At 50.0% G+C, this 15,560-nt stretch carries 5 protein-coding genes and 1 pseudogene; 1 reads left to right on the top strand and 5 read right to left on the bottom strand.

Translation table 11 applies throughout. From position 1 onward, the window contains the following. The 5 genes and pseudogenes from L3J94_11685 to L3J94_11665 form a co-directional block, all read right to left on the bottom strand. Positions 1 to 127, bottom strand: a pseudogene (locus tag L3J94_11685) (reverse transcriptase). 543 nt (positions 128 to 670) lie between these two features. Beyond that, positions 671 to 1,081, bottom strand: a complete 411-nt coding sequence (locus tag L3J94_11680; GenBank protein ID MCF6219388.1) for a DUF4124 domain-containing protein — start codon at positions 1,079 to 1,081, stop codon at positions 671 to 673. Between the two features lie 223 nt (positions 1,082 to 1,304). After that, a complete protein-coding gene (locus tag L3J94_11675) occupies positions 1,305 to 2,156 on the bottom strand; it encodes a transposase (protein MCF6219387.1) in 852 nt (283 codons plus the stop codon). Positions 2,157 to 2,440: 284 nt separating this feature from the next. Further along, positions 2,441 to 3,463 carry a lipid A deacylase LpxR family protein gene (locus L3J94_11670; GenBank protein MCF6219386.1) on the bottom strand — a complete coding sequence of 341 codons (1,023 nt, stop codon included), beginning with the start codon at positions 3,461 to 3,463 and terminating at the stop codon, positions 2,441 to 2,443. Between the two features lie 196 nt (positions 3,464 to 3,659). After that, positions 3,660 to 4,301, bottom strand: a complete 642-nt coding sequence (locus L3J94_11665) for a response regulator transcription factor (protein MCF6219385.1) — start codon at positions 4,299 to 4,301, stop codon at positions 3,660 to 3,662. 296 nt (positions 4,302 to 4,597) lie between these two features. Here L3J94_11665 and L3J94_11660 point away from each other — a divergent pair. Then, the coding region (locus L3J94_11660; GenBank protein ID MCF6219384.1) for a hypothetical protein at positions 4,598 to 15,560 on the top strand (10,963 nt) is incomplete at its 3' end.

The raw sequence follows: 15,560 nt of genomic DNA, 5'->3' as shown, positions 1-15,560 counted from the left end.
TGCGATTGGTGAGTCGCCGGACTTGTTGCTTGAACTTATGCAACGTTTTCCGGTGCCATTGAATGCGTCCTCCTTTGAAAGTAAACCCTAAGAATTTGCACTCACTGGTTTTCACTACGTGGCTTTTAGCCAAGTAGGGTGCGTTTTACGCACCAAAAGCGTTCCATTAAAACCAAGCAGTTTTGGTATTAATCATATTTTATTGCCATTATCAGCAGCGTTGTTGTGCATGGAATGCACCCTACCTGGCTAATCGGGTAGCCAAGAATAAGGGGGCAAATAAGGGGTCAATAAGGGGTCAAGTCTTTACATTAATCATTTTAACCGCTTCATCAACTTTAGCCTCCAACTCCCCATCAACACATAGCTAATTCTCGAATCGTTTAATGATTCCAGACACGCTGCCATAGTGGTTTAAGCCAAGTAGGGTGCGTTTTACGCACCAAAAGCGTTCCATTAAAACCAAGCAGTTTTGGTATTAATCATATTTTATTGCCATTATCAGCAGCGTTGTTGTGCATGGAATGCACCCTACCTGGCTGTAAATGAGGGGCGGAATAAATGAGGGAAAACATTCACCCCGTGCGGGGTTGTTTATAGAGTGATTAGTTTACGTTGATTTGTCAACGACGAGATAGAGCGCCTATATATATAGTATAAACTCAGGAATTTAATTCCACGCCGTGACCCTGCCGGCGTTAAAATAAATGTACTGAGACCGCTGGCGACTCCGCAAATAGACCCACTGCTCCTGCCTGCCGCTTATGCCACCACTCACGTTAACTCGATCCGGCCTGCCCCAGGCGGCGGTAACATCGCTCGGAGACATACCCACCGATACTTGCTTGCGACTAATAGCAGCACGGCGGTCAGCATTGCGCAACAGATCATGATGAGATATGCCTGGTGTTAAGTTTTGCGGATCCGGTGAGTACGCAGCGCGTACTTTGATGCGCTCGGCATTTGATGCACAGCGCTGATCGGAAAACACCATGACCCCATCTACATTGCACTTATAAACTGCGGCGTGCAGCGGCACTGCAGCTAGCAACAATACAACGCCTAAAATTAAATGGCCCATGTGCCCCTCCTTATTATTGCCGTTATTTTTAGACTGCTAAATCAACTAATCGAGCAACGCGCTTGTAGTCAATTGATGATGAGCCTGGCTCAGTATATATCATAAGGGGTCAAGTCTTTACATTAATCATTTTAACCGCTTCATCAACTTTAGCCTTCAATGCCCCATCAACACATAGCTGTTCTAGAGTCGTTTAATGATTCTAGACACGCTGCCTAGTGGTTTACGTCAAAGTAGTCGGCAATCTAGTTAGCGGTAAGCCCGCGTATTTTCGACTGAGATAAAGCGATACGGCACAGGCTCTGTTTTTCTGGCCTCGTCCACGACGGCTTTTTAGTATACTGCTTGTTTCAACGCCAAACTCTTTTGCAACAATGCTGACGATTTTCTTCATACGAATGCGTTGTCTATTTAATCGACTCTCCGGTATTTCTGCCTCTTCCTTGATTTTACCCACCAGCGAATCGACAAACTTTTCCACTCCAAATACGGCTTGAGTACGTTCTTTTTGATAAAAAACGGCGGTTTCCTCGTCAACACCCATTTCGACAAAAGATTTGTAGCGCCTCTTCACATTACGCACTCCAATCATTCCCAACGTTTGGCTGACATTGAGCCATGCCCGGGTATGCTCTTCCCCTATAAATTGACGGTAACTTGACCAATCATAATCGCTCGGGTTTTCCACGACGCCGGCTTCTACTGGATTAAGGTGAATGTATCGACTCACACTGAGCAAATAATTGTCAGCATCAACCAGTATGGCTTTGTACCTGCCTCGATAGAGTGGGCCATCCATTTTTTCGAGTCGATTGTAACGTTGAGTATAAACACCGTTTAAGTGTCGCATGGCGCGACCCAAGTTTGAGTGTGGCGTGCTTAAAAGCAAATGGTAGTGGTTATCCATTAAACAATAGGCATGTATTTCGACTCGGAACATTTGGTGAATTTCTCGTAAGAGTTCGAGAAACAGTTCGCGGTGTTCATCATGTTGAAATATGTCGCGCTGAGCTCCACCTCGATTCATAACATGATAATACGCATTTTTATATTCTATTCTTAAAGGTCTGGTCATATAGAGAATAATAGACTACCAAATACATTATGTACAGACTTGACCCCTTCTAAAGCAACATGAATACCCTGAAGTTTACCCGAACTATAAGTCATATCATTTTTTTCGGCAAAAAAAGGCGGCCCGCATTAGGCCGCCAAAACAAAGTATAGAAAAAACCAGGGATTCAGGCTTTCAACTGCAACCATCATAATCGATAGAGTGGCTACAATCGATGCGACCAATTGCCGCACGAAGTGGAGTGCTTCGACCCCTCAATCTGGATACTTCATGGATGACTCGGATTAATACCGAACTGAAATATTAAACAAGCCATAATGGGTTCTGTTTTGTTGGGTCTTAAATTCATTGGTACGTACCATTTCACTATAGGAGAGGCGAACATTCTCAAACATATAAACAATGCCATACTGCAGGTCACCAACAAGGTTCTCTTTTTCAACGCGATGGCTCCTTTTAAACGAATTACCGTCCAAAAAAATATCACGGACAATCGCACGCCCCTCAAACCCCAAAAATCCGTACCAACTTGGCTGCTTGCTCTCCTTAAAATAGATCACACCTAAAAACCCAGGTCGAATAGTTGGTGGCGTAAAGTCTCTCTTCAAATTATAGCCAAAGCGCAACATAGCTCCGAAAGCAGCATAGGTGTACACATTACCGACCACACCCGTAATTTGAGGGTTTACGCCCACCTCCAATCTATTTTTTAGCCGGTAACGTAGTCGCCAAAATCTTGAATAACTAACACCCAGTGCTAGCTCATCTTTTAGCTGATTATCCCAACCCTGCGGAATATCACTGCCAATTACTTTGTGAACCGTTGTCTGTGCTTGCTCACCCAATGCACTAGGGCCCACAACCCCTAGCGTCACCTCAAGCTGATTACCATAATCGTAGTTCTCTTCCTGAGCAATTTTTGACATCACAGCACTTGTAAAATAGAGGTATCCCGCATAAGGGCGATCATCCACTCGAACATCAAACGACTGTGTATCGTCTGGGGTAAAAATTTTTTGCCCAAAAGAGTATTGCGACCAGTTATACCCTGCCATACCCGCTCGATAAAAAGGAGCCCATTGCGCCATAGGCTCTAACCATCGAGGCGTGCTCTGTCGCTCAAGCAAAGAGAGCTGTAAACCGCTGGTATAGTAACGATCTCGATTATCTGACGTAAATAAATCATTCTCATACTGCAAGCTAAAAAAGCGCTCTCGCACGGGGTTATCTTCCGCTTTTGCAGCGGCAAAGCAGCAAAACAAACCCATAAAAACCAACGTATACCGAAACACTAACAACCCACTCACCCGCTCTTCACTCTTTTCAAACTCATTCGATCACACATCACTCGTAACGGCCACCCCTCTCCATTAATATTACCCGCCAATGCCATTTAAATAACAATGAGTGGATTGAATCCTTTACTTGCCATCGTTTAGAGGTAACGTGAAATTCGACAACAGGCTTTAGCAAAATCACTCAGTGATCAGGTCAAATATCCCATCATTCATTCAGAAGGTGGTATTTACGCGCCTCATTGACACACTGGGTGCGATTATCCGCATTGAAAATAGAGAACAGCGTAGAGACATGACCCTTAACAGTACTCTCTGAAATCTTCAGTGTGCTGGCAATCTGTAGGTTACTCAACCCTTGAGCCAGAAGCGCCAACACCTGCCGCTGCCGCCGGGTCAATGCGGTACCCAGCAAACCATTGACCTCACTCTGCTCTGCCCGGTAATGGTTCAACGGCTGCCTCAACGAACATGAAATATAACTGCCGGTTGATTCCAGTGCGCGCAACGCCGCGGCGATCTCTTCACCGGCAACCGCTTTGGTCAAATACCCACTCGCCCCTGCGCGCAAGCCACGGTCTACAATCTCTGGGGCTTCATTGGCCGAGAGAATGATCACCGGTACCGGAATGCGCTGTTCACGCAGTTCAGATAAAAAATCAAACCCACTCATATCCGACAAAGTGAGATCAAGAAACACCCCGTCGATACCGGGCTCTACCTTCAACATCTCCAGCGCCTGCTCGGCGGTATTGGCCTCTACCACCCGATGAGAGGGGTCGAGGTCACGCAGAGTCTGCGCAATGCCTTTGCGAAACAGCGGATGATCATCTAACAGCAGTATTTTCACGGGATCACCATTACCCGACCGTACTCTCAATAGCGCCTTGTCTCGAATAGCGTTGGGTAGGTCGTCTTGTTTTTGTTTACGCCATACTAAAAACTGAGCGCGCTGTTATTTCACGTTATTTTCTTCAAACAGCCTATCGTAAATCAGTCCGTCAAGGTCAGTACTTTCGTACTACCCGCCATTGAAAAAATGGGGGTAGAGTCAGCACCCAACTGGCAGGCGGCATCACTGCGTCCTTCCAAAAAATTCAACATCATCACACTTGTGGAATATACCAAAAAGGGAGATTAAGGGTATTGAGAAACCTCTTTAAAATTAGTCACTTCATACTTTTCATACTTGTTTTATATTACACCTCAAGCGCACCGGCGGCCATTGAGGTTGTGGTGGATATTGAGGGTAGCGAAAAAACCGCATCAACTGTTTCAGATCAGGTTTTTGTTGAGCGTGTTGAGCTAACCTTCCCCAACCAGCGCACCTCACAGAGTGTGAAGCGAGCAAGCAAAGGATTCTACGCTACGGCACGCTTTAAATATGTGGGTAATGGGCCTTTAACGGTACGTTGGTTGGTGGATGATCGTGTTATCTCCCAACAAGTCATGCTGCTTACTTTTGGTAAAGAGATCGAAATACGCTCAAACTGGAACAAGGTTGATTTGCCAACGTTCGAGCGGGGTTATCACCGTGTCACACTACAACTGATTAACAGTGCAGGGGTGGCTGACCAATCGGTGCAGGCTATCCGCTATTTTGTTGCTGATGGTATCAATGAGCTACAGTCAGATGGCTCATTTAAATTGATGTTCCCGCAAAAGATGGCGGTTAATGCGCAAAGTTTCTATTTTCGCTGGCAAGGAGATGATGATTTCCGGGCTTATCAATTAGAAGTCGAGCGACTGGCAACAAAATATAACCGCGCCCAAACTGTCTTGAAAGCCATGAGCAAGGATGATCTCTATTCACCCACACAAATGCAGCGCAGCAAGCTCTCACCCGGCGCTTATCGCTGGCGGGTAAAGGGTTTCTTTGTTAACAAAAAGCGATCCCCTCGCACAACGGAGTGGGCGCATTTTGAGGTGTTGCCAGCGAATGAACCCGGTGGTCTGTTCATAAAAAACATCAGCGCCCGGGATATGGCACCCACCGAGTCGCCATTCGCAAGCCCAATACAACAGACCTCCACCATCAGCCATCGACTGATCAAAAGCCAGTCCATCATAAGCAGTGGCAAAGTGGCCGCCGGTGAACCCCATCAGCTACAACTTGAAATTCAAAACAGCAGCACTCGCCATCGCAATGATTTGACACTGGAGGTCTACAAAAAAAATAGGCTGGTGGGCGCTTTCCCGGTATCGCTTGATGCTGGTAAAAACACCTCACTCTCTATCACGCTGGAGGCGACCACCACCTACGATACCTTACTGCAAAGCCTAACCACCCGATTGGTTGATAATGTCGCTGTGCTGGATGAAGCCGCTATTAACCTCACTATTGAGCCACTACTGCGTCTGGATTCACTGGATTTTAATGAGTTCCAGCAGGCCACCAACCGCTACCCCATTACCGACCCTTTCCGGTGTGGTGAAGGCAGCGCCGATAAAAACCTGGCATTCAGCCGCATGGTCTCGGCATCGCGCAGTGGCTCAGCCGAAACCACACAATCGCTGCTGCAACAGGGGTATTTCTCCTTCGATCAGGGAGAGCAGATCACCTTTAACGCATTCTTCAAAGATAAAGGTTTGGGCGCGTGGTTTGATGGCCCCACTGGCCGTTGTGTCAGAGAATTAGCCAACAGAAGAAGCATCACTTACCGCGACCACCCGTTACAGTTTATTGCACAGCCATTGAATCAACATGGGCAGCCACAGGGTGACCCCTTTTCAATTGGCGAAGTGACTTTTACCACCGGCTATGAAGGTATACTCACCAGTCCGAGCTGGACCATTCCAGAGTCAGGACAGTACCAAATTACCCTCAATGATATGGGTGAAGCGGCGGACTTATACGCCACACTGCCGGGTGGGTATCCCAAATATATCCATGCCGCTGGTTTTATTGCTGAAGTACAAACACCCCTGCACAGCGACAGTGCCATAATCAGTACATCTCCCCGGCAAGCAACACTCAGTGGAGAGGCCCGCACGAAATGGCAGGGCGACCAGAGCAACCGCCACATTCCACTGCTATTTGACAATATTCTGCTCACCATGAGTAACCCACTACACGCCAACCTTAGTGGCGGTACACTTCAGCTCAAAAAAGCATCACAAACCTTGCTTCCACGCTTGCACCTCTATGACCATACTCACACGTTGCGCGATCTCTCCATCGGTCTCAGCGGTGCCGTGGCGCAGCTCGACTACCTGATATCACCGACCTCAAAAGTGACCTTTGATCAGGTCAAGATATTCAATGGTGGCGAGTTCATTGCCGAGCATCGCTTTAATAACAGCCGGCCAGACCTGCCCATCAATAATGATGACTTGGCGCTGCGCCTACCGGGCAGCACACTGGTTGTCGATGCATCCCCACACCTTAACTACACCGGTTATATCAATCAGGCTAACTTTACCGGCATCGGCCTGCACAATGCCACGGTCAGAGTGAGGGTAAACCAAGGCAACGGCCTCTTTAGCACCGCCAACCCAGAGAACGCCTTTATCTATGGCAAAGCCCCGTGGCTCTCTTTCGAAAAGGGTGCGCTATCGGGAGAGCAGATAGCGATCGAACCCATTGCTGACGTTGCCCCCTTTTTTAACCAAAAGCCGGCTAAAGAGTTCACACTGCTGCAACCGTTTGGCTTCAAACTGGCCATCACCGGCGGTCTGTTCAGCTTGCAAAATTCACAGGTGGGCGGGGTCGATTTTTCGGGTTACGCACAGCTGGCGAGCAGTGACCACTCGCCAGTACAAGCCACCGCCCCCTTCTACTTCAACCATCTGGTACGCAGTCGCCATGACGAACACCATTTTCAGAGCGAAATCAGAAACAATGAAACAGTACAGTTCAGCGTGGATAGCTTCAACTACCAACCGGCCTCGTTACAGCTGTTGATCGGTGGCTCAGCCCAACCAAACACCGCGGTTGTGAATACAGAAAATATCGAGCGGTGGCAAAACCAGCTACTGTCGGCACTTAAAAAACAGTCGGGCCTGCTGGCAACGGGTGGCGAGCTCTCCAAGGGGTGGTATCCCTTAGGTGATGCGGAGCACGACCCGACAGGAGGCCAAGGGGCTTTTCTGATTACCCGCAATGGATTGCAAGGGCAGTGGCGAGAGCAACAGGAGAGCGCCCGCTATGAGCTGAATGGTTTTGATACCTCAATTTCAATGTTGTGGCTGCAATTTACAGACTCTGCCCTGGTTAATTCTGCGGTCAATGGGACGTTAAACATTCCCTACCCGGTTGACCAACGGCTCCCCTTCTCGGGCAAGCTGGATCAACAGGCGGCGCTGCTGATTCCTGCTAATGGTGTCACACTGCCAGAGAGTGGTGAGCTGAACCTGAGTTACTGGTACGCACGTCTTAAAATGCCTGAACAGAGCGGGCAAGGAGTGCCGACAGCAGCACCGTTCACCGCACAAGTGCCCCGTTTCACTGTCCACCAGACACTCGCATCAACGCCACCACCCATCATCTACGACCGCGAAACTCAGCGCATCAAGCTCAGCGACATGAAGTTAACACTGGAAGTTGCTGACAACCTCGGCAGTCATGAGTTTGTTGCCGAAGGAGGCGCGGCCCCGTTCACGATTGATACCGATATTTTAGCCAATGGGCAGCTGGCACAGACCCGGGTTTACCCCGGAGAAGAGTCGCTGTTTTTCATTGGCCAACCCTTTGAAGCATCTGAGATTAAATTTCTCCCCTATTTTAAACCAAGTGACTCGACCGCCACCGCACAACCCTTGGTTGAGGTTGAAGGTACGGTTTTTTTCAAGGTATTTGGCTCGCATAATGTCACCATTGCCCACACCGCACTAGGCGCACAAGTGCCTGAAATCACCACCCTGCAACAGGGTGATTACGGTGAAGGGGCGATCAAAGTCAATGTTCAGTTGGCCTTTATCAACAGCTACGCAATGAATGAGACGTTAGCGAGCAAATATATTGAAAATATTAACGACGTACCCAGCGATGCTTCCATTGAACAAAAACCGTTCAAAGCCTTTGTGGGCAGCGCTGATTTAATCATCATTAACGCTGTCTCCATTAAAGGGTTAGCAGAGGCGGGCTTACACTCTTCGCAAGCGCTGGTCAGCCCAGGGCGCTGGACGGGTAATAACAATGCCACCATCAAGGCCTATGAGCGCATTGGACTGGGGACGGGTGTCGACATATTTAAAGCCGCTATTGCCGGATTACAGGGTATGGAAACGGTGACCAAGCTTGGCGGTGCGGTCATTTCTGCGGCAACCGGTGTGGATGGCACTGGCGAAAAGGTGATTAAACTAGGCACCGAGACGGTCACCTTTATTCAAGCGGTTGCCGTCGCAGTGGCGGCAACGGCGGGTACTGCTGGCGCTGGAGCCGACACCATTCGCCACGCCGTGGGTAGCGGGCTGTCAATGACCGGCTCGGGTATCGACCTACTGATGACAATTTGTCAGGAGCGCAGTGACTGCACCGATGATCAGGCACTCCTGCTGGATATCTCTTCACTATTGGTTCGCATAGCCGGCTCAATCACCCAGTTTGAAAAGCTAACCCCGGAAGAGGTCGCCAGCATCAGCCTGCACACACTGGATATCGGTATTCCATTATTAATGGGCGTTAACCTAGATGCCGCCTATGAGATGAGTGGCGCGCCCCCGCTGCAACTCCCTGATGGCACTCAAATCACCCTAAACGACAAAAAAAATGCGGCCTTGTCGGTAGCCCATGTAGTGGTCACCGCCTCACGCACTTTACTGGATAACAACGCGTCGATTCCCTTCAATGACTTCCTGCGTATCTCACAAAAAACCGTCAACGCTGCCCGCAGCCTGAAGGCCGTACAAGGGGTGGATGAGGGTTTAAGTGGGTTAGACGCAGAAGAGGCTAGCCAGCTAATGGATCTCTCATTTGACCTGGCCGATGCCTCCATTCAAATGGCACAAGGTCTCAAAAGTAACCACAACGCAGCGGCGATTTCTCTGCTGACGGGCCAGCTTGCCGACCTATTATGCCAACAATCTAATGCCATTCAGCCCTTACTGAAACAGTCCGGATTTGCTGACGCGGCACCCCTCATTGACGCACCAGTCAACCTTTCCCGCGCCATGATAAGAGCGCTACAGACACTACCGAGTAACCCTGATGAGATAGCCACATTTTTACAACAGACACTGAGCAGCATGGTAGATGCCGATGCGGGGCTACAGGGGTGCAATCAATCACCACTGCAACTACCCGCCGCCGCCCGTGCAGCACTTAAAATTGCCGCACACAGCCTCCAGCCACTGGATGGCTCTCTGGCCAACAACTACGGCAATCAAATTGCCTGGGCATTGCGCTCAGTTGAACTCACCATCGAAACACTGCAAGCGCTATCGCCACAAGACTTACCCTCACAGGTTGCAGAAATTAAAACCGTCTTACAAAAGCTAGCCGTGAGCTTCACAGCGCTGGGGGACGATTTAAGTCAATCCGAAAATCAGACGATCAGCACTCAAGCGGTTATGAAGTTGGCCCAGGCTATTCCTGCCGCCATGCGTGAGCTGGTTCAATCCCAATCTACGCAAGCGGCGGAGCTGCTCGATCTGCACATCGTACTGATGCGTGAGCTTCAACCACTGATTGAGAATACCGAAGCGATTGCAAGCGGTGACCTAAGTGTGGTGGATCTGTATGCATTACCCCTGGCGATGATCAACGAAGTACAGGATCTTTCCATACTGTCGCAGTGTCAAAAGCTGGGTTTATCCAACATCAGCACTACCCTCTCAATGGCTCGCCAGCTAACAGAAGCATCACCCAACCTACCGGCACTCATCGAGCAGCTTAATATCCTGTACCAAAATGTACAGTTGTGTGACCCCAGTGGCATCAGCCGGCGTACCGAGCTAGCCCAGTTCATGCAGCTACTCACCCTCATGGGCAGTAGCATCGAAAACCCGAGCCGGATACAGAGCACAATATTAAGCGCCCTGCCCCAACTACTGCCGTTTTTTATTGAGAGCGGTCAACAAATAGTGAGCAGTACACAGGCATTTGCCAGCGCCCTGCCCATTGTCGATTTCACACAAGATAACCTGGGGGTCGTGCTGGACAATGTACTGAACCGCCTACTGCTCGCAGCAGAACAAGAGAGCAGCAACCCACAAACCCTCTATGCGATTCAAAAAGCACGCGCCATCATCAACAACGCTGACCTCAACATGAGCGGATTAACACTCACCCGTAATGAAGCGGGTCAAGTGGTTGCAATGGAAGAGCAACGTGCCGACGGCTCCTTCAGGCTCTATAACTTCACCCTAGACGTTGCACGCCAGCAATACCCACAACAGCACCCCGAGCATAGTGGTGGTTTAGAAGAGTTACTGCACAACATCTCCTCCGACCAGCTGGCAAGCTTTGAACAGCTACCTGCCGAAAGCCAGAGCAGCCTGTTCACCCCTCTTTGGGATGCACATTTCAACGCAGATGATATCGGTGTCTGGACACGACGCTATCAAGATGAGCAGAAAAACAGCATCACGATTGATAATAGCAGCGGTGGTACGGTGCTGGTTCAGATTATCGATGCCGTCAGTTATGGTGCCTTCACCCCCAAACGTCTTTACAGCATCACGACCCTACCCGAAAGAGGTGCCAGCGCACAAACGCTGGACGAGGAAATGGAGCAGCTATTTTCTGCGGAAATCTACCGTGAATATTCAATAGAGCGCGGCTGTGTATTCACCACCGGCTGTGCATTTGAAATAGAGGTTAACAGTGGTGCTTTAAGCAGCCGCTCTGTGAGCAATGCCCAGCATCTCGTTATCTATAACTACGATCCTCCACTAGGAGCCACCCTGGACGACATTCAACCAGCCGGTTCATCAATCATGCTGTTTAATGGCTACATTGACAGCAACCAAAGCGGGTGGAGTAGCGACTGGAAAGTTAACTTTAAAAACAGCGGTATTGTCTCGCTGCAACAGAACCAGAGCTATGAGCTACTCGATATCGGTGAAAGTAATTTCATCAGCTCGCTGGATGAGATTACAGAACGGGTGATAGGGATGGATCGCTTTATCCAGCGCCGGGTTGTCAACGGCTCCAACATCTGGGACTACCAGGCCGGTCTCCATGCCATTCACAGCTACGGTGATGGTGAGTGGGAGGTTTACCGTATGCCTGATGAACTAGTGGCGGGAACCGCCGTACCGGCACCCACCAGCACAATTGAAATTGAGGCGAACCCACTGACACTTTTAGCCCGTGGCAATAAAAACGGTGTAGCAGAAAACCCGGCCGGACTCAGCACTACCGGTGATCACAGCGTATTGACTATTCCCGCTGAAAATAGCGATGAGATGATCACCATCAACCTAACAGGTGAAAATGCGGGTGAGATCACATTGGGCCACAGTTCGCTGTCGGTCAGCGCCGCCAGCTCGCTTACACCGGGGGAGATCGCCGCCACTGAACAACAGGCCGATGGCAGCCAGTTGATCACCCTGAATAACGGCGATACGCAACGTATTCACGGCACGCGGGAGGATAACCTGCTCATCACCCAGAGCAGCCGTAAAACAACCGACAACCCAGACCACAGCCTCAATATTCGCCAGGTAACCATTCAATATTGCAGCGATAAAAACGTCACGTGGAGCAACTGCCCACCCCCCAAAAAAGTTGATCAGCGGTTCGAATACCAGTGGATCACCGACTATGCACAGAGCCAAGGCTATGTGGATATCGATCTGGCCAGCCGCCCCGTAATCACCCCGGTGGCAGGTGTTAACAGAGCACTTAAACATCAATTCTGGCGCGATATTTTTGCACTGGAACAGAGCCTGCTGCAAAACCCGAGTGAGCAAGGGCTTACCCAACTAGATGCACTGGTGCAACGCGCAGCTGAGGCCGGCCTGCCAGATGAGGAGCTGCAAGCGCAGTACCGTTATATGACCGCCAGAATCATCAACCTGCTGATGATCAAACAGTTCAATGAGTATGACCTCTACCTCACCGACCTTGCTCAGCAAAACGACTGGAAAGAGAATGAGAGCGCCTCACCGGGCTACAAAATAGCGCACTTGAGCCGTCGACTGCACGCCAGCGAGTTTTTGCCAAATAACAACTACCACAATAAATTCAGAGAGCTGCTGCAACTCAAGCACCGCCTCTATCAGCAACAGTTGCAGGGTGTTGATCTCAACTCGGCACTGAATGACACCTTGGTCAATAATCTTGCCAAGCTGATCGATATAGAGTTTGAGATGCAACAGCTTGACCAACACCTAAACAGATCCACCGACACCTACATACTGGGAGAGAATGTCTGCCCAACCCTGGTAGAAGTTAAAGAACACTTTCAAAGCAAAATCAATCAGCCAAATTATGTGTTGCTGCCAAGCGACCTTGAAATGGCTCTGGAGATCGAGAGTAATCTCATCGCCTTGGGTTGCGGCTCAGATGAGACCTTTATGGCCGATTTGGCCGAGCTTACAGAACGAGCCGGCAACACTGACCAAGGATATCAGGGGATGCTGCAAGCCTCACGCCTGCAACGTTTGGCCGCATTAATAAACAGCCAAAATCCGGATGAGATTGACCTCAACCACGACGGTGATCTCAATAGTCAGGATGTTATCAGCTACTACCTTCGCCACCTGATGAACGCAAATGGTAACGCCACAAACCTAGCCAACCCTACCCCCGAAAAATTTACCGAATGGGTGCAGCATATTCTCAATATTGACCGTATAGTCAAAGAGATTGATGCGGTAAAAAACCGCCGCAACGGCAACGTCTACTTCTATCCAGAAGCTGTCACCGACTTCAAACAACAGTTGGTTGGGCAGCTAAAAGAGGCTTGGGAGGCGGAGTACCAACGCTTAAAAACTCAGTTTATCAACACCTCAAACGGCCGTTCATTGGATGATTTGAAAAACCTCGGGCAGTTTTATGAGCACGGACGCACCCTCAACAGCCGCCTAGCCAGTGCTGTGGAGCCTCGCCTGCTGGAAATAGACCGCTCAGAGTATCTAAAAATTCGCATCGCTGATAACGAAATCAGCCCACTCACCGAAATGGCACAACAGCAGCGTAACGGGTTGGATATCATCTGGTTAAAGACCCCGACGACTGCCGAGTGGCAGACAACCGTGGCACAACTAAACCAGCAAGATAGCGTTATTCGTTACCTGCAACAGGCCCTGCCTGCCGACCAACTCACCCCGCTACAGCGCCTTGATCAACAGGTTATCGAGCGCATCAACCAGGCGATGGATCAGCTCTCCCTTGAGCTGGCTCAATCAGGCAATGCCGGAACACTTGAGCAACAGACTAAACCGATCTCGCAAATCAGCGACTTTATCAAATCACTACAGATGGACTCTGCACAACAATATCTGGGCCAGCGGGTGGCGGATCTGTTAAATGAGTCGGTGGCACGCATCAAAAATGATTACTCACTGGCGACAGCCGAAATCAACAAAATCATCCAGATCTCCATTGAGTTTGAGGGAGCAGATAACATCTCCCTCAGTGAACTCACTGATGAAGGCGGCACCCTCCAGCAGGCAATTCACACCGCAGGCACCAACGCCCTTTATGTGGTCGAAAGTGGCGGTGATATAGATGATATCGCCGCTTTTATCACCATTATTGCAATGGAAGCACAGCTCGGGATAAATGACCCGGAGTGGGAAATCAATGATATTTTTAACCGGCTAGAACAGCTCATCGACGATGCAGAAGCCCGCATGTTGGCCAGTAATGATCTTGAAGATGCCCGAGCTTACCTGGATCTGGAGGCTTATGCGGCAAGCCTGGGAATGAATCGGGATGCCAATTATGACTCCGTAATGTCCGTACTCGAACATAATCAAAATACGCTATCCGGCTGCATTCAAACCAGCAACTGCACCATCACCCATCTGCGTGCATATATCGAGTTTTCAGCCTCACTGGCCGGCTTGGGCGGCGACACCTCCGAGCTGGTTACCACCCTGAATGAGATGGCCGAAAGCTCACCTGTCACCCTGACACAATCAATGCGCTATGACGGAGAGCTACCCGACTTAACCGCCGTTATTTTGCAAGATAAAACCGGCAATAGCGGCAGAGTGGCGGCGGCAGTGCTACTGGAGCGGCTGGGCAACCGCTTTTCAATCAGTGATGAACCTGGCCGTGCAGCACTGCGGCTGGTCATTAAGCGCATTCAGCAACTGGCTGCCTTACCCCTGCCAAGTGGGCACAGCAAACCTGATCCAGACCCGCTGCTCTACTCCGCCAGTAATTTGCAACAGAAGCTGGATAGTTGGCTGGCACAACTGGCACAGCAAATTGAGCAACAGCGTAGCGAAAACAGCGGCATGTTACTGAGTGATACCACCGAAAATGTGGCACAACTGCTGGGGGTCAGCGAGCAGGAGTTGGTGGATGTGGCACTGGCCGAGCTAAATGGCACCCTCGACAGTGGTCCAAGAGTCATACCCGACAATAAATACCGTCTCGCAGCGAATGCCTTACAAGCAGCGACAACGCTGCAAGGGGATGCCCGGTTGCGCCTGGGACTCAGGCTATTGCAAAACATGCCAGACCCCGCCACCACCGCAGAGGGTGACTACCGCATGGCGGCAATCGCTCAGCTTTCGCTGTTTATGCTGGAGAGCGCAGGCGAAGCACTGCCTGGAGCCGACCTTGAGCACATCAAACAATCACCACTGGGTAGCTTAGTGGTCACTCTGCTCACCCTCCCATTAGAAGCCAAACCGGTGAGCCGTCTATTTGAATACGCAGATACTCACCTACTCTCACCGCTGCTGGGTGATGGTGGCAATGCACTCAACTGCGATGATATCTACCCCTGCCTGCTACGTGGCGGGCTGCAAATCACCGCCAGTGTACTGGACAGCAGCCTACAAACCCTGCAACAGCAAAACAGTAGTGGACAACCAGCGCTGGCCTTTGATCTGCTCAACCAAATGGCCAATGACCTGAGCCAACTGGCAGAAGATAAACCGAATGATCCGGTCATTTTCTGGAGCGGCATGGCAGGTGAAGCGATGAAGATCAGCCTCAATCTAGCCGGTCGCGGAATTTCAGATAAAGAATTGATTATCAGCG

The organism is Gammaproteobacteria bacterium, from assembly GCA_021647245.1.
Taxonomy (GTDB): domain Bacteria; phylum Pseudomonadota; class Gammaproteobacteria; order RBG-16-57-12; family RBG-16-57-12; genus JAFLJP01.
This window is presented reverse-complemented; position numbering and strand designations above follow the sequence as displayed.

Bases quoted from the DNA above. Each gene is read 5' to 3' on its own strand.
- L3J94_11680 (MCF6219388.1), bottom strand. From the start codon at position 1,081: ATGGGCCATTTAATTTTAGGCGTTGTATTGTTGCTAGCTGCAGTGCCG.
- L3J94_11675 (MCF6219387.1), bottom strand. From the start codon at position 2,156: ATGACCAGACCTTTAAGAATAGAATATAAAAATGCGTATTATCATGTT.